Annotated in this window: 18 protein-coding genes and 6 pseudogenes; 13 read left to right on the plus strand and 11 right to left on the minus strand. The window is 57.1% G+C overall.

Annotation, left to right across the window (positions count from 1 at the left end; all coding sequences use genetic code 11):
- Window positions 1–229: 229 nt before the first annotated feature.
- Window positions 230–655 (plus strand): annotated as a pseudogene (locus ABLV49_RS21300) (electron transfer flavoprotein subunit beta/FixA family protein); the annotation flags it as partial.
- 59 nt (window positions 656–714) lie between these two features.
- Here the strand turns inward: ABLV49_RS21300 and ABLV49_RS21305 are convergent.
- The 3 genes from ABLV49_RS21305 to ABLV49_RS21315 all read right to left on the minus strand — a co-directional run bounded on the left by ABLV49_RS21305 (window position 715) and on the right by ABLV49_RS21315 (window position 2,649).
- Entirely contained in the window at window positions 715–1,407 is a 693-nt protein-coding gene (locus ABLV49_RS21305; RefSeq protein ID WP_349282308.1) for an IS6 family transposase, read from the minus strand.
- Window positions 1,408–1,587: 180 nt separating this feature from the next.
- Complete coding sequence (locus tag ABLV49_RS21310; protein ID WP_349282310.1) at window positions 1,588–1,944, minus strand: hypothetical protein; 357 nt, start codon at window positions 1,942–1,944, stop codon at window positions 1,588–1,590.
- Between the two features lie 36 nt (window positions 1,945–1,980).
- Entirely contained in the window at window positions 1,981–2,649 is a 669-nt protein-coding gene (locus tag ABLV49_RS21315) for a hypothetical protein (RefSeq protein WP_349282312.1), read from the minus strand.
- 167 nt (window positions 2,650–2,816) lie between these two features.
- Between ABLV49_RS21315 and ABLV49_RS26105 the strand changes: the two are divergent.
- Both ABLV49_RS26105 and ABLV49_RS21320 read left to right on the plus strand, forming a co-directional pair.
- Window positions 2,817–2,914: pseudogene (locus ABLV49_RS26105) on the plus strand (IS30 family transposase); the annotation flags it as partial.
- Between the two features lie 192 nt (window positions 2,915–3,106).
- Window positions 3,107–3,571, plus strand: a complete 465-nt coding sequence (locus ABLV49_RS21320) for a ferritin-like domain-containing protein (RefSeq protein WP_349282314.1) — start codon at window positions 3,107–3,109, stop codon at window positions 3,569–3,571.
- A gap of 106 nt (window positions 3,572–3,677) precedes the next feature.
- Here ABLV49_RS21320 and ABLV49_RS26110 read toward each other — a convergent pair.
- Together ABLV49_RS26110 and ABLV49_RS21325 are read right to left on the minus strand one after the other, a co-directional pair.
- Window positions 3,678–4,139: pseudogene (locus tag ABLV49_RS26110) on the minus strand (IS630 family transposase); the annotation flags it as partial.
- Window positions 4,054–4,587, minus strand: a complete 534-nt coding sequence (locus ABLV49_RS21325) for a helix-turn-helix domain-containing protein (RefSeq protein WP_349276815.1) — start codon at window positions 4,585–4,587, stop codon at window positions 4,054–4,056. The pseudogene ABLV49_RS26110 and the gene ABLV49_RS21325, both read right to left, overlap by 86 nt.
- A 171-nt stretch (window positions 4,588–4,758) precedes the next feature.
- Between ABLV49_RS21325 and ABLV49_RS21330 the strand changes: the two genes are divergently transcribed.
- Window positions 4,759–5,451, plus strand: coding sequence for an IS6 family transposase (locus tag ABLV49_RS21330; protein WP_349282290.1), 693 nt, complete (start codon window positions 4,759–4,761; stop codon window positions 5,449–5,451).
- A 35-nt stretch (window positions 5,452–5,486) separates the two neighbouring features.
- On the opposite strand, the gene ABLV49_RS21335 is transcribed toward ABLV49_RS21330, so the two are convergent.
- Both ABLV49_RS21335 and ABLV49_RS21340 read right to left on the minus strand, forming a co-directional pair.
- The gene (locus ABLV49_RS21335; protein WP_349282315.1) at window positions 5,487–5,831 is read right to left on the minus strand and encodes a hypothetical protein; all 345 of its coding nucleotides are present in this window, start codon (window positions 5,829–5,831) and stop codon (window positions 5,487–5,489) included.
- Window positions 5,828–7,630: an ATP-binding protein gene (locus tag ABLV49_RS21340; protein WP_349282316.1), complete on the minus strand. Its 1,803-nt coding sequence runs from the start codon at window positions 7,628–7,630 to the stop codon at window positions 5,828–5,830. The genes ABLV49_RS21335 and ABLV49_RS21340 overlap by 4 nt, the downstream gene beginning before the upstream one ends.
- A gap of 304 nt (window positions 7,631–7,934) precedes the next feature.
- On the opposite strand from ABLV49_RS21340, the gene ABLV49_RS21345 reads away from it, so the two are divergent.
- From ABLV49_RS21345 to ABLV49_RS21360, 4 genes are all read left to right on the plus strand, one after another.
- A complete protein-coding gene (locus ABLV49_RS21345; RefSeq protein WP_349282318.1) occupies window positions 7,935–9,170 on the plus strand; it encodes a porin in 1,236 nt (411 codons plus the stop codon).
- A gap of 20 nt (window positions 9,171–9,190) precedes the next feature.
- Window positions 9,191–9,622 (plus strand): phosphate ABC transporter substrate-binding protein, encoded by a 432-nt coding sequence (locus ABLV49_RS21350; protein WP_349282320.1) that lies wholly within the window; start codon window positions 9,191–9,193, stop codon window positions 9,620–9,622.
- 200 nt (window positions 9,623–9,822) lie between these two features.
- Window positions 9,823–10,515, plus strand: a complete 693-nt coding sequence (locus tag ABLV49_RS21355; RefSeq protein WP_349282308.1) for an IS6 family transposase — start codon at window positions 9,823–9,825, stop codon at window positions 10,513–10,515.
- Window positions 10,512–11,021, plus strand: coding sequence for an IS5 family transposase (locus ABLV49_RS21360; RefSeq protein WP_349282322.1), 510 nt, complete (start codon window positions 10,512–10,514; stop codon window positions 11,019–11,021). The genes ABLV49_RS21355 and ABLV49_RS21360 overlap by 4 nt, the downstream gene beginning before the upstream one ends.
- Window positions 11,022–11,119: 98 nt before the next feature.
- Here ABLV49_RS21360 and ABLV49_RS21365 read toward each other — a convergent pair whose 3' ends face one another.
- Entirely contained in the window at window positions 11,120–11,440 is a 321-nt protein-coding gene (locus ABLV49_RS21365) for an addiction module antidote protein (RefSeq protein ID WP_349282323.1), read from the minus strand.
- A 3-nt stretch (window positions 11,441–11,443) separates the two neighbouring features.
- Window positions 11,444–11,740, minus strand: a complete 297-nt coding sequence (locus ABLV49_RS21370) for a type II toxin-antitoxin system RelE/ParE family toxin (RefSeq protein WP_349282324.1) — start codon at window positions 11,738–11,740, stop codon at window positions 11,444–11,446.
- Between the two features lie 607 nt (window positions 11,741–12,347).
- Between ABLV49_RS21370 and parA the strand changes: the two genes are divergently transcribed.
- Together parA and ABLV49_RS21380 are read left to right on the plus strand one after the other, a co-directional pair.
- The gene (gene parA / locus ABLV49_RS21375) at window positions 12,348–13,037 is read left to right on the plus strand and encodes a ParA family partition ATPase (RefSeq protein ID WP_349282442.1); all 690 of its coding nucleotides are present in this window, start codon (window positions 12,348–12,350) and stop codon (window positions 13,035–13,037) included.
- Complete coding sequence (locus tag ABLV49_RS21380; RefSeq protein WP_349282326.1) at window positions 13,034–14,020, plus strand: ParB/RepB/Spo0J family partition protein; 987 nt, start codon at window positions 13,034–13,036, stop codon at window positions 14,018–14,020. The genes parA and ABLV49_RS21380 overlap by 4 nt, the downstream gene beginning before the upstream one ends.
- A gap of 496 nt (window positions 14,021–14,516) precedes the next feature.
- Here ABLV49_RS21380 and ABLV49_RS21385 read toward each other — a convergent pair.
- A pseudogene (locus ABLV49_RS21385) lies at window positions 14,517–15,078 on the minus strand (IS481 family transposase); the annotation flags it as partial.
- Between the two features lie 640 nt (window positions 15,079–15,718).
- On the opposite strand from ABLV49_RS21385, the gene ABLV49_RS21390 reads away from it, so the two are divergent.
- From ABLV49_RS21390 to ABLV49_RS21400, 3 genes and pseudogenes are all read left to right on the plus strand, one after another.
- Window positions 15,719–17,092 carry a replication initiation protein gene (locus ABLV49_RS21390; RefSeq protein ID WP_349282328.1) on the plus strand — a complete coding sequence of 458 codons (1,374 nt, stop codon included), beginning with the start codon at window positions 15,719–15,721 and terminating at the stop codon, window positions 17,090–17,092.
- A gap of 135 nt (window positions 17,093–17,227) precedes the next feature.
- Window positions 17,228–18,362: pseudogene (locus tag ABLV49_RS21395) on the plus strand (IS630 family transposase).
- Window positions 18,363–18,439: 77 nt separating this feature from the next.
- Entirely contained in the window at window positions 18,440–19,003 is a 564-nt protein-coding gene (locus ABLV49_RS21400) for a helix-turn-helix domain-containing protein (protein ID WP_349282330.1), read from the plus strand.
- A 249-nt stretch (window positions 19,004–19,252) separates the two neighbouring features.
- On the opposite strand, the pseudogene ABLV49_RS21405 reads toward ABLV49_RS21400, so the two are convergent.
- A pseudogene (locus ABLV49_RS21405) lies at window positions 19,253–19,375 on the minus strand (IS6 family transposase); the annotation flags it as partial.
- Between the last annotated feature and the right edge of the window lie 6 nt (window positions 19,376–19,381).

Consider the following 19,381-nt stretch of genomic DNA (forward strand, 5'->3'; position numbering starts at 1 on the left):
TTTCGAACCCCTGGAGCGGTCAGTTCAACACTGCATTCCTCGCTGCCGCAGTTGGGCAAGGGGTCTGAAAAGTGCTTCCGTCACTGCTTGGCCTGGCCGAAGAATAACTTACGCAGTTGAAAGCGAACGGCGTCGTCTGACGTTACTACTTGGAAAAAAACGTTGCGCTGGAGCCAGTGACTGCGGAAAACGGCATCGTAATTAAGCAAGAAAAGTTGAAAGACTCATCATGAAAATCCTGGTCCCCGTCAAGCGCGTCGTCGATTACAACGTCAAGGTGCGCGTCAAGAGCGACGGCAGCGGCGTCGATATTGCCAATGTCAAGATGAGCATGAACCCGTTTGATGAGATCGCCATTGAGGAAGCGGTGCGCCTGAAGGAAAAGGGCTCGGCCACTGAGATCATCGCCGTGAGTTGCGGTGTGCTGCAGTGCCAGGAAACGCTGCGCACGGCCATGGCCATCGGCGCGGACCGCGCCATCCTGGTCGAAACCGCCGAAGAACTGCAGCCGCTGGCCGTGGCCAAGCTTTTGAAGGCGCTGGTCGAAAAAGAAGCGCCGCAGCTCGTCATCCTGGGCAAGCAAGCCATCGACGACGACTGCAACCAGACCGGCCAGATGCTGGCTGCGCTACTCGGCTGGGGCCAGGCGACGTTCGGGTTCTGTCGCGTTGCCAGTTGATAAACGTGTTTGGGGTAGGAACGGATGCCAGCTCCTCAAACGGGACGGATTTGTCCTGCCAATGCATAAAACTGGTCGGCAAAAGACAGCTCGATACAGCCTTCCAGCAGGAACTGACCTTTGCGGATCATGTGCATGAGTTCGATGCCGGCCAGGACATTTTTGGCCGATCGAAATGACTTGAAGTTGAGCATCGGTTTGGTGACCCGTTTGACAGCGCGATGGTCCTGCTCCACGATGTTGTTGAGGTACTTCACTTGTCGCACGATGACCGGTGTTTCACCTCGGGCATTGATCTCATCCATGGCCGCCTTGTTGGCGCCGCTCTTGTCCATCGTGACCTTCTCGGGAACACCGTTGGCCTTCATGGCTTTTTCAAAGAACCGCAGGGCTGCGGCCTTGTCGCGCCTGGCCGTCAGCAGGAAGTCGACTGTCTTGCCTTCCTTGTCCACCGCGCGGTAGAGATATTTCCAGGCGCCCTTGACCTTGATATAGGTTTCGTCCATCCGCCAGCTGCCGCCCACCGCGCGCTTGTGCTTGCGGAACACTTTCTCAAGCAAGGGCAGAAACCGGATTGCCCAGCGATTGATCGAGGAATGGTCGACAAACACGCCGCGTTCCTCCATCATTTCCTCGAGATGGCGGTAACTCAACGGATAAGCCGCGTACCAACGGATGCATACCAGAATCACGTCAATTGAAAATCGCATCCCTTTGGTTGCCAGCATCGCGTTTCATACCCGTCGCAAAAAAGAACTCAGCATAAACGAGCAGGCGGTACGACCGCCAATGCGACAGAACCGCTTAACAATGTGTCCGGGTGGACGCCAGAAACGAAAAAAGCGGCCAGACTCTCCTTTGCCGCTCTTCCCCACTCTGTCCAGACCATTCCGGTTCCCGCGTTCTGGTCAGCCCCCGTTGGCCCGAAACTTACCAAAAGTCGCGTCAGCTGGAAGGTTCTTCTCCATCTCACGAGCGATCTTCGCGAAAGCTGGGCTGCGCATCAGGGCGAAGTCCGTCATCACCTGGGCTTCGAGTTCGCCTGCTCTCTTGACATGGGCGCCGGACTTGGCAGCCGGTCGCTCACTCTGTAGCCGGGCAAGTTGCAGCGTCATCTTTGACACCTTGAAGGCAGCTTTTACATAGCGCTCTATGAACGCGATCTCCACGACGCGCGTGGTGCTGTCCTCGGAAAGGATGTCTCCCAGCCCTTTAACGGCTTGGGGCTCCAGGGAGCGGTGGCTGCGATTAAAAAGAGTAGTCATAAAACACCTGTCAGTTTTTATAGCACCAAGCGGCGATCAACGCAAGTCGTCCTGTGCTGCGGCATAGGCCCGGGCGTCGTCTGCGTCAAAGTAAAAAAGACGACCGTCTTCGCGTCGAAACGGCGCCCGGAAGAATCCTGACCCCGTCCTTCGACGCATGAGGCCCTGCTGTTCATACTTTTTAGCCAACTCCTCGCTGGCTTGAGCGTCGGCGCCAAGCGCTGCATGCAGGCCAATCCTGCCTTCAAAGTCGTGTGCCAGGCTAACCTGAATCGCCGTATCGAGCAAGGGTGCCAGCGTTGCAAACTTGTCGTTAATTCCAAAAGACTTCAGGGCTGCTTGCGGGGCTGCCGCAATGTACCAAATGAACACACAGCGCTTTGAGAGCTTGACGCCGGTCGGAGTTCCCGGGAAGGCGTATGGCAAACTTAAAATAGCCTGGGCTACCGGGACCGCATCTGCGTTGCGCCCCTCGACACGGATTTGAAACGTGAGGGCCTGCCGACCCGCTGCCGCTTCAGTCACATTGCAGCCAATGAAGTACGCGGGCCAATCCCAATCCGAGCCAATTCCACCCTTCGGCTTGATGTGCGGCGTGTGAATGTCTCTTTGCCAGAGCTGGACGTCCTTGAACTCGCAGGGGTGAATCTCTGCGGATACTGTGCGGGTGGTGCCAGCGACTCGAATACTTGATATCAAACTCATCGGCTGGCAGGAAATTCCGTGGAAGTTGTTAACCTGAGTTTAACCAAGGAGATGCAGGGCCACCTCTGTGAATGGCTGACGCTGCGCTTAAACCCACACTGCTTATGATCAACTTATGAGTTCTAACTGTCAGCGGAAAATACCGAGAACCCCCTCTTGACTGGCCGTGCGTTCACACGCTGACCCCCCGATAACGGCAAGGACTTCGCCCAGCATGAACGCATCGCCTCTATTTCTGGATGCTGAATTCCTCCTTGCAACCCCTATGTTTATGACACTGGTACCGTCGCATCAACAAGCTGTTGCACTTCGCGCTTGCATCCGCCACCCAATCACTGGCACGATGGTTTTTTTCTGCGGTGCGCGCACGCGCTTGCGGCACATCACACTATTCCTAACCTCAGGCCAGGAGCGCGGTTGAATATCCATTCAGGTGTACGTCAAAAAGGTGAAGAACATGTCAGCAATTGATAAAGACAAGGTGATTGCCGTATTGAACCGGATCCTCGAAGCAGAACTGGCCGGTGTGGTGCGGTATACCCACTATTCGTTCCTCGTTTTCGGCTTCGGTCGCATTCCAATGGTGTCGTGGTTGCGCGAACAGGCCAGCGAATCGCTGCTGCATGCGCAGCAAGCCGGAGAATGGATCACCACGCTGGGCGCCTATCCGTCTTTGGTCATCGGGTCGCTGTTGGACTCGCATAAGCATGACATCGGTGCGATTTTGCGCGAATCATTGGAAGCCGAAGGCGACGCATTGACTTTGTACAGGGAATTGTTGGCGCTCGTCGAGGATCGCTCCGTCGCGCTGGAGGAGTTCGCTCGTCAGATGATTCTTGCTGAAGAGGGGCATGCGGCGCAAGTCGACAAGATGCTGCGCAAACCCGGAGAGCTGTCGGCATTTGTGGCGCGCCCGGTCTAACCAGGACGTTGCGGTCGTGCTTCACCGAAACGCTGATGGATTGTGCGGATAAGCTTCGAGGCTGAACCGAACTCCGCCAGGTCGGACCACCTGGCCAGCTTTTCAGGTACCGTGCACCATGGTCGGCCGGGTTGAGTTCGGGTGAACCCGCGGGCAGCGGCAGCAATGAGAGGTTGGAGAACTGGGGCAGTTTGGCGGTGGTATGCCACCCTGCACGATCGAGCACCAGCACCGCGTGGCGCCCCGCAGGAACGGCCTCGCTGATGGCCTGCAGGTGTAGGGTCATCGCCTCGGTATTGGCCTGCGGCAGGATCAGGCCAACAGCCGTATCGCGCTGCGCACAGACGGCGCCAAAGATGTATGCCGATTCGGACTGCTGCTGGCGCACCACCCGGGGCCGCGTTCCCTTGCGCGCCCACAGGCGCGTTTGCGTGCCGCGCTGGCCAATGCGCATTTCATCTTGAAACCAAACATCCACTTGCTCAGGCGCAATGCTCGGGGGCAGCGTTGCTGCGACTTCCTGGACGAAGTTTTTTTTTGAATTCGGCTTGTGCCACCGGATCGGCACTGGGACTGACGGCGCGGGCCGAAATCCATACCATGCCCAAGCGCTTCATGAGGTCATACACACCGTTCAAGCTGTAGGCAACGCCGAACTGCCGGTCCAACAACTGGCGAATATCTTTACCCCGAACCCGCCCACCGCCGCGTTCGCACTGGAGTTGTTCGACGGCCTGGCGAAACGCTTCTTCCTGTGCTTTGGCAAGGCGCTGCGTACTCCAGTCGTGCGGCATGCCGGCCAGACGGGCCACGCCGCCAGCGCTAAACCACTGCACCCAGCGCATGACGGCGTGACGGGTCAAGCGCAATGCAGCGGCCACTTCGGTATAGCTCTTGCCGTCCTTGAGGTGCGCCAGCGCGATCAATCGCAGTCGGCGGCGCCCATCCTTTTCCTTGTGGGCCAGACGGTCAAAGTCATAGGGCTGCAGCTGATCAATGATGTGCTGAGATAACATTTTCGTAACCTCCTGCGAGAGCCAAGACTGGTCAGACTCCGATCACTGACTTTGGTTCTTTCTCTGTCGGGATTGGTATAAGTTGTCAGCGCTTCCCGGTTCTGTCGCATTGGCGGTCGTACCGCCTGCTCGTTTATGCTGAGTTCTTTTTTGCGACGGGTATGAAACGCGATGCTGGCAACCAAAGGGATGCGATTTCCAATTGACGTGATTCTGGTATGCATCCGTTGGTACGCGGCTTATCCGTTGAGTTACCGCCATCTCGAGGAAATGATGGAGGAACGCGGCGTGTTTGTCGACCATTCCTCGATCAATCGCTGGGCAATCCGGTTTCTGCCCTTGCTTGAGAAAGTGTTCCGCAAGCACAAGCGCGCGGTGGGCGGCAGCTGGCGGATGGACGAAACCTATATCAAGGTCAAGGGCGCCTGGAAATATCTCTACCGCGCGGTGGACAAGGAAGGCAAGACAGTCGACTTCCTGCTGACGGCCAGGCGCGACAAGGCCGCAGCCCTGCGGTTCTTTGAAAAAGCCATGAAGGCCAACGGTGTTCCCGAGAAGGTCACGATGGACAAGAGCGGCGCCAACAAGGCGGCCATGGATGAGATCAATGCCCGAGGTGAAACACCGGTCATCGTGCGACAAGTGAAGTACCTCAACAACATCGTGGAGCAGGACCATCGCGCTGTCAAACGGGTCACCAAACCGATGCTCAACTTCAAGTCATTTCGATCGGCCAAAAATGTCCTGGCCGGCATCGAACTCATGCACATGATCCGCAAAGGTCAGTTCCTGCTGGAAGGCTGTATCGAGCTGTCTTTTGCCGACCAGTTTTATGCATTGGCAGGACAAATCCGTCCCGTTTGAGGAGCTGGCATCCGTTCCTACCCCAAACACGTTTATCAACTGGCAACGCGACAGAACCCCTGCGGGTCGATGCGCCAGAGCCGCTCGATGGTCTCCACGCCGTCCCAGCCCGGGGGCATGCGCATGTCCACGAAGGCCATGGCGTAGGGCAGGCCGGCCTGCACGGCGGCCTCGGCCCGGGCCACCCCTTCGCGCCCCTGGTAGGCCGAGTCCAGCTCGAAGCCGTCGCAAGCAGGCGCCTCGGCCTGGCCGAACAGCGCCGCTTCGGCGTCGTCAAGCTCGCGCGCCACCGGCCGGGCCGCAAGGATCTTGCCGAAGTCCTCATGGAGCGAGGGCATGTCATCGATCAGCAAGATGCGCCGGTTCGGCAGCCGGTTCATGACGCGCCTTGCGCTGTGTCGATGGGAAGTTCAAGCGTGAAGGTCGCACCCTGGCCGGGGCCGCCGCTGTGGGCGGTCAAGCTGCCGCCCATTTCCTGCGCAGCCAGCACGCAGCTGTGCAGGCCGAAGCCGTGTCCGTTCTTGCGGGTGGTAAAGCCATGCGAGAAAATGCGCGTCAGGTTGTCCGGCACTATGCCCTCACCGTTGTCGGCCACCGTGATGCGCAAGACATGCTCGTTCGCGAGGGCGGCGGCCAGCGTGATGCAGGGCTTGTGGCCAGGCGCGCCGTGCATCGCGTGCTTGGCATTGTCGATCAGGTTCACCAGGATCTGCAGCAAGCGATTCCGGTCCAGCGGCAGGGCCGGCAGCTTGGCCAGCTCTTTCACGACCTCCACCTTGTGGCGCGTCAGCGCGCCTTCGTTCATGCGCAACGCGTCGTCCACCAGGTCGCTCAAGCGCACGGATTCCATGAAACGCGGCGCGCCGGCATACGACTGCTGGGTCGCAATGACTTCCTTGATGTGGTCCACACTCTTGCCAAGCACGCCAAGTTCATCGGCCATGGCCTGGTGTTCGAGTTCCAGCGCGGGCGCCAACTCGCGCAGGTAGGTGGGCAGCAGCTTGCCCCTGGCGTCACGCGTCAGGAACTCGCCCAGATCGCCGGCATGCTCGTCCATCAGGCTCACGGCGCGCGCCAGCCCCTTGAGCTTGGAGTTGCGCAATCGCGTGTTGATCAAGCCCGCCGAGATGTTGACGCTATTGAGCACGTTGCCCACGTTGTGCAACACGTTGGTGGCGATTTCCGCCATGCCGGCCTGGCGGGCGGCGGTCAGCAATTGGGCTCGCGATTTCTGAAGCTGCCGACTCAGGTAGCCCAGCACGGCAACAATCAGGATCACCAAGAGGCTTGCGCGGCCGGTGCGCCACAAGTAGGTTTCCATGTCCTGTCGCGTGGTTGCCAGTTGTTCATCCGCGGACAGTCCGACGACCACGGCCACCGGGAAGTCATAGAGCTGGCGTGTACTGGTGTAGCGCTGCACACCGTCCCAGGTATTGGTCGAGAGCTTGGCTTCGCTTTGGGCCTCGTTCGTGGCGGGCACCAGCGTTGCATAGTCGACCATGTCGCCGGCCGTCAATTTTTCGCCGGTTTGCCGGGCGCGAAATACGCCATCGGTGCCAAGAATGCCGAGCACGCCATCCACGCCCAATTTTGAGGATTCATACACGCTGACGAAATAGACCGCGTCGACCGTGAGCATCACAATGCCGGAAAAACTGCCATCGGCCGCATTCAGCCTGCGACTGAATTGCAGTTTCCATTCGCCGGAACCCTTGCTTTGGTGCGCACGCCCCATCGCAAAGCTGTCTCTTTGGCGCTGGGTCTGGAAGATGTTCTGGTCGGCGATATTGGGCACCTCGGGTGCCCGGGTGCTGGCCACGACATCGCCCGTGCGGTCCGCAATACTGATGACGAACAACAATTCCGGCGGCAATAAGGTTCTGGCCTTCAGCTCCTGCAGCAAGCCCTGTGCATCCCTGAGTTCATAGGCATATTTGACGAATTTCAGGTTTTGATCGATTTCGCGCAACGCGCGTACCACCTGCGCTTCGTAGGTCTCGGCGAATTCGCGGCTCGACACCGCGGCAGCGCGCTCGGCGGCGGCGCGTTCGACACGGATCAGGTTCAGGGTCATCCCCCACATCACGGCCAAGACAAGAACGGCGATGGCGGGAAACAGGATGTGCGGTGCCGTTGCATGGCTCAACTCGCGCTTCAGTACAGCGGCAATCGTTTTCAAGCACGCCTCTTCGGTACTTTGGCCGGGGTGGTGGCAGAGCCCGTGTTCATGGCGTGTGCCCTCTAGGCAGGTGTGGATGGACATTGCCATTAAACCACGACGCCCCGCCCGCCGCTTAGGCAAAACCGTCGGTGGGCCTAGGCAAATTCCCTAGGGAAATGCGATCGAGGCGACAAATATTCTCGCGGGACGGGCCGGGCCGGGCGTAACATCCGTTTCACTGTAATTCAATGGCGTTACGCATGGTCCTGCGTATCGCGGCGGCCCAATCCGAACCGGAAGTAGACATGAATAGATTCAACGCATGCCGGTCAAACTGACCACCCTTGTCCTGCTTGCAGCGGCGCTGTACGCCGCCAGCGCTCGCGCAGACGACTCCGACGGGCCGACGTTTTCCTTCAACGGCTTTGGTACCCTGGGCATGGTCTATTCCAGCGAGCGCCAGGCGGACTTCAGTTCCAACTTCTTCAAGCCCAATGGCGCAGGTTATACCCGCGCCTGGAGCGCCGACGTCGACAGCCTGATTGCCGGGCAAGTCACCGCCAATCTCACCCCACAGCTCTCGGCGGTCCTGCAGGTCGTCTCGGAACAGAATTACGACGACACCTACAGCCCCCATGTGGAGTGGGCGAATATTAAGTACCAGTTCACGCCGGATTTCAGTGTTCGCGTCGGCCGCACCGTGCTGCCGACCTTTCTGTTTTCCCAGACCCGCAAGGTGGGCTACACCCTTCCATGGGTGCGTCCACCGTACGAGGTTTATAGCTTCAACCCGCTCACTAACAGCGATGGCCTGGATGTAAGCTACCGTCTGCACGTCGGGGAATCGACGCACACCATGCAAGCGAATGTCGGCCAGAAGGATTTAAAGCTCGCCAGTAATGGGGGTACCCTTGTACTAAGAAACATGTGGAGTATCTCTAATACCGCCGAACTCGGTGCATTGACCGCGCACATCGCCTACCAAAAATTCTACGCGACCGCACCGTCCTTCAATGTTTTATTCGATGCCTTCCGGCAATTCGGGCCGCAAGGCGTGGCCATTGCGGATCAATACGATGTAAATAAGAAGCCCGTTTCCATCATCGGGGTTGGCGCAAACTATGACCCGGGCAACTGGTTCGTGATAGGCGAATGGAGCCATATCAACACCAAGACTCCTTTTGGCAAAGGAACTGGCTGGTATGTCAGCAGTGGTTACCGGTTCGGCAAGTTCACACCCTTTGTCACGTACGCTCAAGCAAAGGCAGACAATCTTTCCGACCCCGGCTTGACCGTATCGGCCTTACCCCCATTCTTGGCGGGGCCGGCGACCGGCCTCAATGCAGCCCTCAATTCAGTGTTGAGCAGGAAAGCCGTTCAGAACACCATTTCGGTCGGCGGCCGCTGGGATTTCATGAAGAATACTGACCTCAAACTGCAATTCGACCATACCCGCATCGGCACCGGCTCGAGTGGCATGTTGATCAACATCCAACCGGGTTTTCAGACCGGCGGCAAGGTCAACGTGTTTAGCGCCACGCTTGATTTCGTATTCTGATGAGGCCAAGCATGCCCGTTATGTTCCACATCAGATTTACCGTCCTGGGGCTCGCCCTGGGTCTGGGCGCGAGTGTCGCAGCCGCCGACGTGGTGGTGGTGGTGCTGGTGGTCTCAGCCAAGAACCCGATGGCCACGATGAACAAGAACCAGGTCGCGGACATTTTTCTGGGCAAGACGAGCCGCTTTCCCGACGGCCGCCAGGCCGTGCCGATCGACCTGGCGGAAAGTTCTGCTGCGCGCGACGAGTTCTATCTCAACGTCACCGGCAAGTCCCCCTCGCAGCTCAAGGCCCACTGGGCAAAGATCATCTTCACCGGGCGGGGAGAGCCGCCACTGGAAGTCGCGAACGGTGCCGAGTTGAAAAAGCGCATGGCCGATAACCCCAACGTCCTCGGCTACATCGAGCGGAACATGGTCGATGACAGTGTGAGAGTGGTGCTCGTGCCCTAGCCAGCGACGCCCCGGTTCTGCTGCTCTAGTGGGTCAGTTGGCAACTTAATTGGAGCGAAAGTATCCAACCGGCAAAGATGGACAAGAGCAAAGTCATGAGTCGATGCCCAAGACAGCCGTTACGACGGTTCTGTCGCATTGGCGGTCGTACCGCCTGCTCGTTTATGCTGAGTTCTTTTTTGCGACGGGTATGAAACGCGATGCTGGCAACCAAAGGGATGCGATTTTCAATTGACGTGATTCTGGTATGCATCCGTTGGTACGCGGCTTATCCGTTGAGTTACCGCCATCTCGAGGAAATGATGGAGGAACGCGGCGTGTTTGTCGACCATTCCTCGATCAATCGCTGGGCAATCCGGTTTCTGCCCTTGCTTGAGAAAGTGTTCCGCAAGCACAAGCGCGCGGTGGGCGGCAGCTGGCGGATGGACGAAACCTATATCAAGGTCAAGGGCGCCTGGAAATATCTCTACCGCGCGGTGGACAAGGAAGGCAAGACAGTCGACTTCCTGCTGACGGCCAGGCGCGACAAGGCCGCAGCCCTGCGGTTCTTTGAAAAAGCCATGAAGGCCAACGGTGTTCCCGAGAAGGTCACGATGGACAAGAGCGGCGCCAACAAGGCGGCCATGGATGAGATCAATGCCCGAGGTGAAACACCGGTCATCGTGCGACAAGTGAAGTACCTCAACAACATCGTGGAGCAGGACCATCGCGCTGTCAAACGGGTCACCAAACCGATGCTCAACTTCAAGTCATTTCGATCGGCCAAAAATGTCCTGGCCGGCATCGAACTCATGCACATGATCCGCAAAGGTCAGTTCCTGCTGGAAGGCTGTATCGAGCTGTCTTTTGCCGACCAGTTTTATGCATTGGCAGGACAAATCCGTCCCGTTTGAGGAGCTGGCATCCGTTCCTACCCCAAACACGTTTATCAACTGGCAACGCGACAGAACCATCTTCAGCAGGGGCGCGCAAGACCAGTGGTCCGCAGGCCATCGGCATCACGCGCGGGGGCCTCAATACCAAGATTCACGCCGTCTGCGACGCCCTGGGCAACCCGCTGCGCTTTGTGCTGACCCCGGGCCAGCGCCACGACTCCAAAGCGGTTCCCGAACTGCTCGATGGATTGGCGGCCAAGGCCCTTCTGGCTGACAAGGCCTACGACTCGGACAAGATTGTTCAAAGCGCCCAGGCGCAAGGCATGCAGCTCATCATCCCCTCCAGGGTCAGCCGCAAAAAGCCACGTGTCCTGGACAAGCACCGCTACAAGGCGCGCCACCTGGTGGAAAACCTTTTCCAGCGCATGAAGGTCTTTCGCCGTGTGGCCACCCGCTTTGACAAGCTCGACATCCGGTTTCTGGGCTTTGTACACATCGCCGGCATCATGACGTGGCTCCACTGACTTTCCGAACACAGCCTAGGCCGTTCACGCCCGTATTTTCCTTTTGTGAAATCAACTCGGGCTGACAGGTGCCTGCAGCAGGCCGACGATTGCGCCTGTTAGGCGTGTTCGGGCCGAGCATCGATGTGCAGCCGCATGCCCAGCGCGCGCAGCACTTTCAGGACCGTGGACAGGCTGGGGTTTCCTTGCTCGCCCAGGGCTTTGTAAAGCCCTTCGCGAGTGATGCCCGTGTCGCGGGCGAGCTGCATCATGCCGCGCGCGCGGGCGATGTCGCCCAGTGCTTTGGCGAACAGGGCGGCATCGTCAGGCGCCTGCTCGATGCAGGCCTGCAGGTACAGGGCGCAGTCTTCATCGGAACGCAGGTATTGGGCAGCATCGAAGGGCTGGATGCCCAGTTTTTCAGCAGCTGTGGGATTCATCGTTCATTCCTTCAAGAGTTGGACCATTGCCTGGGCCTTCGCGATGTCCTTGGGCTGGCTGGACTTGTCGCCGCCGCCCAGGGCGACGACGACCGTGGCGCCCTCTTTCCAGCAATAGACGCGATAGCCGGGCCCGGAGTCAATGCGAAGTTCAGTGACTTCCTGGCCGACGGGTTTGCAGTCGCCCCAGTGACCCAGCGACAGGCGGGCAAGACGCGCCAGAACCTGCTTTTGGCCGACCTTGTCACGAAGCGAGCCGATCCAGCCATCGAATTCAGCGGTGCGCAGGATTTGAAGCATCGGTGAATTGTCAACCATAGTTCACAAAAATACAAGCACTGGCCTCAACATTCAACGCACTGCCCTAAGATAATTGTCATTATCTCAGGGTCAAATAACCCGGTCAAAACCGACCCGAGCCAGCACACCGTGAAAAAACTCAACCCCGACAAGCACTTGCGCAGCGACCCGGGCGCGGGTACGTAGCGCACGGCCGGGGAGTTCAGACCTGTAGCAGCTACTATTGCTTGCTTGCTGCCCGCTCATCCAGACCTGTCCGCCCCGCTGGCAGATGAGAGTCACCAACGGCTGTAACTTCCGCCAGAGTTTGTGGCTGCTAAAAGTATCGCTGTGTCAAAAAAAGCGCAGCGCTAAACCGATAGGCAGAAAATCAAATAGCGGTAAAAGATGCAGTACAACAACTTTCAGCGCTGAAAGCGCAGTAGCAGAAAAAGCCAGTTGCCTCGCTTGATCAACTGCTCAAGGTTGTGAAGATAACAAAAATGTGCATATTGTTCTGCAGCGGAACGGCTACCTATAAAAACATTGTTCCTAACTTTAATAAAATTAAATTTTATTACTGCTAGACTTTCAGTGCTAAAAGTTCTAACAATCCATGGAGTTTGAGATGACTGCGAAGTTGATTACGGTGTTTAACCAAAAAGGGGGTTGTGGAAAGACCACTATCGCCATGAACCTTGCTGGAGCGCTTGGGCTTCGCGGATACACAACTTTGGTCGTAGACATGGACCCACAAGGAACAGCCAGTCGCTGGGCCAGTTCTGCTCCAGACGACAAGCTTTTTCCATCCTCGGTAATAAGTCTTGCCCCCATGGGGGGAAAGATGCACCGGGAGTTGAGAAACCACTTGGAAAGTTTTGATGCGATCTTTATCGACTGCCCTCCTGCCATGAACTCGGCCACTCCCACGTCTGCCATGCTGATCTCCGATCTCGCCCTGATCCCGGTGGTTCCGAGCCCGGCAGATATCTGGGCCGCCGAGTCAGCGAAAAAGCTCGCCGAGGCATCACAGTTGAGCAATGAAAACCTCCTGGCACGAGTGGTGGCGAACATGGTCCAACGCTCCACCTCGCTGGCTAAGGAACTGGTCGAACTCCTGCAGGAAGATAGGGATTTTCCCTTGATGAAATCGACCTTGGGTTCCCGAGCCGCATTCAGGGAGGCGCAAATTCTAGGATCCAGTGTTCATGCAGTTCCAAGGGCTGCAACCGCGATTCAGGAAGTAGAAGCCATGGCCGATGAGGTGCTGGGCCTGCTGGGTCTGGCTAAAAGTAAAAAAACAGGTAGTAAAAAATGAGCGTCAAATTCGATCGAAAATCAGCCATGAGAGCCACGCTGACACAGGAGAAAAAGAGTGTTGACGAGCGGTTCGCACGAGCCGATGCGGTACTGACCTCGCATCCATCCGGGCTGGCCAGCTCACCCATTACTACGCCAGAGCGAACTTTCAGCGCTGAAAGTTCAGCGGCACAAGGTAGGCTGATTGTTTCTGCAAAACTGGAATGTACACACGAAAATCCACTCAATGCCCGCTGCATTTACGATCCGGACGTGGTCAAGGAGCTTGCAGCATCCATCGCCACTCGTGGGCAAATGGTTCCTGCATCTGCCGTTGCACATCCATCGATTCAGGGCCACTATTTGTTAATCGATGGTCACTACCGCAAAAAAGCCGCGGCAGCTGCCGGGCTTCAGACTATGGACCTGGTGGTTCGTCAGAGCGAAGGGGAAATCGAGCTGTACCGACTGAGTTGGCTTCTCAATGAAGAGCGTAGCGCCCAGAGCCCCCTGGACAACGCTTTTGCCTGGAGAAAGCTTCTGGACAAGGGCTTGGTCCAGAATGAGGGAAAAATCGCCGAGCTCCTTGGAATCTCCGCCGCTACAGTGAATAAAACCTTGGCGCTGCTCAACTTGCCGACAGCTGCGCTCGACAAAATGAGAGAGCGCCCAGCCAAGTTCGGTGTCTTCACTGGTTACGAATTGACGTTGGCAGCGAAAAAGATAGAAGAAAGCGCGCTACTTGATCTGGTCAACAAAATTATTGCAGAAGATCTCTCCTCAAGAGAGGTCAGCGCGATCCGAGCAAAGATCGAATCAGGCAGCACACGAAAACGCAAAGAGACATCGCGCCAATACAAGGTTCAAAACAATGGCCAGCATATCGGTTCACTCAAAGAGTGGGATTCAGGAAAAGTGGCTCTCGAGGTTATCCTGATAAATCCAAAAGACAGGGCCGCACTTGTGGCTGAATTGAAGGCTAGGTTTTGCATTATGAAGTGAACTGCTTCCCGGCGGGCCTTACCCAGGGCAGCACGCCCAAAAAGCCGAAAGATCAGTTACCGCCGCACTATAACGTATGTGATAGGTGAGCTTTTTCAGGGACATAAGTACCTGATAGATTGAAATTATTTGGAAAGCTCTGGGAAGAAACTGCAGGCTCTTTGAAGTCATCACTGTTTTGTCATTTTACAGAGGAAAGATTTTGTCAAAAGTTACTCACGAGTCAGAAACATAGCGGACAAAAATGCTCGTTTTACCCCCATGAAATATGGCTCTCGTGTCTTCTACACTTACTGACTGCTGTGTAAGACTTCACAGGGCCGGATCAATAGGTGAGCTTTTACGGGGACATGTTATTTTTCAGCATCGGTGTAGGTCAGCGATTTGACTGCCCCAAAAGCAATACACGCGTAACTCCATCGCCTGAACCTTGCATGACCGATCTATGGGCAATATTGATCACATGGCCAATGCTGATCAGGTAGTTCTACAATCCTGGAGCCATCGGGATGACACTACGTAAAAAGGCTGCACCATTCATCTTGCCCATGTCATCCCGGAATTCGACATAGGTGAACTTGGAGACCCGATCAATGGCCAGAAACATGTTGAGCTTGTCCTCGGCCAGGCGCAGCTCGGCAATGTCGATGTGCACGTAGCCAATTTCGGTCGGCGCAAACTTTCCTTTGCCCGTCGTTTTGATATCGCTGGCTGACAAGCGGGAAATGCCATGCCGTAGCAAGCACCGATGCAGGCTTGAACGGCTGAGCTTCGGGATGCTCTCGCGCAAGCAGCCCATCATGTCATCCAAGGGCAAGCAGCGTTCTTCGCCTGAACTCCACAATAACTGCCTCGTCAGCGGGCGATAGCACCGTGCTTTTGGGCTTCGTCGGACCCATGGGCGCATCTGCAGTCGTGGTGCGTGTACGCCCCTTGGTGACAGTCGTGCGGCTCAGCCCGTAGCGCTTGGCTAAAACGCTTGTCTTTTCTTTCGACCTTTGGAGCTCGGCTCGAATTCGCGGTGTTGTTCGGGCGCTGCCGTGAAGCATGTTTGCCATAACGCTTTTTCCTCCTCAATGGACAGAATAACGTCACGACTTTCCAGGACCATACACCTAAGCAGTCATGCCAACAGCGCCTCTATCGCTCTATAGTTCATAAGTGAGTAGGCTGTTTCTCCCGATTTTTGAAATTCCCATCATTTCGCCACCTTGAGTGTATTTATTGATAAAACACATTGAAAACATTAATACAAATTAAAGGAGTCGAAATTCAGCATTCATGCGGGTTTGCGAAGAATTGGGTGAGCTTTAGCAGGGACCAAGGTGAGCTTTTACAGGAACATAGGTGAGCTTTAATAGGGGCCAAACCGGATTTTGGTGAGCTTTAGCAGGGAGCATAGGTGAGTTGATACGGGGACCAAGGTGAGCTTTTTCAGGGAGCTTGAAATACTAGCCTGTGGATAACTTTTTTTCGTAAGTGAGCTTGCGCTGTGTACTGGCTAAAAGCTATGGTGAGGCTTTACAGGGACCTGAACTTGGAGAGACACATGGTTTTCCTGCACTTACCTCTGAAAAACTGAAATTGGAAAAAGGGTATCGCAAAGTCATCTGATACGCGCTATGCTACGTGCCTCTGCAAAGGTGAACTCGCCTGTTTCACCTTTGCATCATGGCGATGCGATAAAAGAGCTTTAAGATGGCGACAAGAAAAAAAAGAGATTCAACCGGGAGAACTGCACCAGCAAGCGAAGTGGTCGATCCGAAAGAGTTTCGAAAGACCAACGAAACCATCGGCTTGCGCGTGATGGAAGGGCGCTTGTCGCTTTTGACCCGAAAGGTATTCAACGTGATGATGTATCACGCGCAGCAATTGCGCGTCCCAGGTGACAATGCGCCTATTGATACGCCAGCAGCTAAAAAGTATTTCTGGATACTCCTGTCTGACTTAGCTCGTGACGCCGCTTACGACAGCAAAGACACCGAGTATCTGAAGCAGCAACTCGATGAGCTTCAGAATATCAAGCTGCTCATGGAAAATGAGCGGCAGTGGACCAGCGAACGTCTGGTCGCTTCCGTCACGCTGGTCAATCCCCATGGCCTCAACAAGCATTCGGGTCAGGTATGGTTCGGATATGCCTTTCCGCCGGAAGTCCACGAACTGGTCATGGCCCCCGGCACATACACCCGGTTCAGCATTTTTTACCAAGGCCTGTTGCGCTCGGGTTCGGCCTTGGCCCTGTATGAGGTGTGCCGACGCTATGCCACCAATCCCTCGAAGGTCACCGCTTCGGAAACTTATGAGCACTGGTTCGGTGTCTTGACCGGCAATCCCGTCGCGCGTAACGCCGAGCCCACGCCCTACAAGTATTTCAAACGAGACGTCATTAAGCCGGCCATCGCGGAAATCAACACGCTCACCGACATCACCGTTGAGCTGATCGAGCACAAGAATGGCCGGCGCGTCGAGCGTCTGCAATTTCGGGTTGAACAGAATAAACAGCCGCAGCTTGGCTTTCCTTCTCAGCCCATCTTGGACATGGCGCTAATGGCACGGGTCGTGAAGTTCGGGTTCACGCAGTCGGATGCTTCAGACTTCCTCGCCCAGCACGGTGAGGAAAAGATCAGGGCGTGCGCAGCCTTCGTCGAGGCGCGCCTGGCGCAAAAGAACAGCGCTCAGCTTGAATCGCCAGCAGCCTATTTTCGATGGAGCCTCAAGGAGGGCAACGCCGCCGCGCAGGAGTTGGCGCAGCCGGCGCAATCTCCGCCAGCGCCGCTCAAGAGGAAGAGCGAAGGACCCACTGTGATGGAGCGATTTCTCTCCGCGCGGGCACAAGAGGCGATGACGGTCTACAAGGAGCTTGATGAAGTAGCCCGTAACACGGTGTTTGAAAGATTCAAACTATCGCATACGAATTTCAAGTCGCTCAAGCTGGAACGCGGTGTAGAGAGCCCCATGGTTCGCTCTTTGTTCACGCATTGGTATGCGAAAGATCTCTGGGGAGAGCCAACGGCCCAGGGATTGGCCAACTATGTAGAGCAATTCGGCATGAACGGGCTGTCTTCGCATTAATCTGGATAAGGGTCGAAAATTCAAGTACGCGCCACCCACAACTGAATCTCTGTTAGAGGAGCAGCTCAAGGAGGAGTAGCTCAGCGCTTTATGCCTAGTGTCGCGTCACGAGAAGTTTGACGCGGACAATGGGGGATGGAACATTACAAAGTCACCTTGTCAGAGCAGGAAAGAGCCGAGTTGCAGGGCATCGCAGGCAAAGGCACGCACGCGGCGTCCAAGGTCATCAATGCCTTGATACTGCTCAACTGCGACCAAGCTGGGGAACGCACCGAGCGACCCCGCACTTGCGACATCGCAGCCATGCTGTGCGTGAGCGAGCGCAAGGTGGACCGGGTGAAAAAGAAGTTTGTCCTGGAAGGCCTGGATCCGACCCTGAACCGCCAGCCCTCCAAGTGCGAATACGACCTGAAGATCGATGGCCGCCTGGAGGCGCAGCTGCTCGCCCTGAGCTGCTCGGCGCCACCCGAAGGCTGTGCTCGCTGGTCGCTGCGGCTGCTGGCCGACCGGCTGGTCGAGCTGGAGTATGTGGACAGCGTCTCGCACGAGACGGTGCGCCGGGCGCTGAAAAAAACGAACTCAAGCCCTGGAGGAAGGTCGGCTGGGTGATCGCGCCGCAAGCCAGCGCCGCCTTCGTGGCCGCCATGGAAAAGGTGCTGGACCTCTACAGCCGGCCCTACGATCCAAAGCACCCGGTGGTGTGCATGGATGAGACGCCCCGGCAACTGATTCGCGAGACCCGCGAGCCCATTGCCGCAGCTGCTGGCCGGCCCGAGCGCCATGACTACGAGTACGAACGCTGTGGCGTGTGCAACGTCTTCATGGCCAGCGAGCCGCTGGCCGGGCGGCGCCTGACCAAGGTCACCGAGCGCAGAACCAAACTGGACTGGGCTGTATTTGTGCAGGACATTGCTGCCAGCTACCCCGACGCCGAGCGCATCACGCTGGTCATGGACAACCTGAATACGCACACAGCGGGCTCACTGTACGAGGCGTTTGCCCCCGGGCAGGCCAAGGCGCTGTGGGACCGCTTCGAGTTCGTCTACACCCCGAAGCACGGCAGCTGGCTCAATATGGCGGAAATCGAGATCAACGTGCTCGTCAAGCAATGCCTGAGCCGGCGCATCGACAACATCGAGACCGTGCGCAGCGAGGTCGCTGCCTGGCAAGCTCGCCGCGACAACCTTCAGGCCAAAGTCAACTGGCAGTTCACGCGACCAAGGATGCCCGCGTCAAGCTCAAACGGCTTTACCCGACAACTACTTCGTGACGCGACACTAGTGGGTCAGTTGGCAACTTAATTGGAGCGAAAGTATCCAACCGGCAAAGATGGACAGGAGCAAAGTCATGAGTCGATGCCCAAGACAGCCGTTACGACCGCTGACGGAACACGAGCGGCAAGCGCTGGAGACGACAGTGCGATCGGGCAGCGAGCGAGCCGATGTGGTGGCGCGGGCCAGAGAGGTGCTGGCCGTCACGTTGGGTGCAACCTACAAGGATGCCGCCGCTGGTGCGGGACGTCGATCCGCTGAGGGGGTCGCGAAGTTGGTGGCGCGCTTCAATCGGGATGGTCTGGCGGCGCTGGAGCCGCACGGTCGGGGTGGTCCCAAGCCGACCTACGACGCGCAGGCGCGCGAGCGAATTCTGGCCGAAGCCCGGCGCACGCCCGATCCCGAGCACGATGGAACGGCGAGCTGGTCGTTGATGACGCTGCGCCGGGCCTTGCGCCGCGCGCCCGATGGCCTGCCGCATGTCAGCACCTACACGATTGGCCAGGTGCTGCATGCCTCAGGCTATCGCTGGCTGGCCTCGCGCACCTGGTGTGAAACCGGCCGGGCGGTGCGCAAGCGCCGCGCCGGCACGGTCAAGGTCACGGACCCGGATGCCGAGGCCAAAAAAAAATCTGATTGAGCGTGCGTACCGCGAGGGCGAGCAGTTGGGCCTGGCGGTGTGGACGCAAGACGAGGCGGGGCCGTACCCGACCCGCCCCATGCCCGGGCAAAGCTGGGCCGAAGAGGGCCAGGCCCAGCGCCAACCCCATGAATATGTGCGTAACGGAACGGCCAAACTGCTGACTCTCTTTTGCCCGGGTAGCGGCCAGGGGTTCTGTCGCGTTGCCAGTTGATAAACGTGTTTGGGGTAGGAACGGATGCCAGCTCCTCAAACGGGACGGATTTGTCCTGCCAATGCATAAAACTGGTCGGCAAAAGACAGCTCGATACAGCCTTCCAGCAGGAACTGACCTTTGCGGATCATGTGCATGAGTTCGATGCCGGCCAGGACATTTTT

The sequence above is a fragment of the Polaromonas hydrogenivorans genome, assembly GCF_040105105.1.
Lineage (GTDB): Bacteria > Pseudomonadota > Gammaproteobacteria > Burkholderiales > Burkholderiaceae_C > Polaromonas > Polaromonas hydrogenivorans.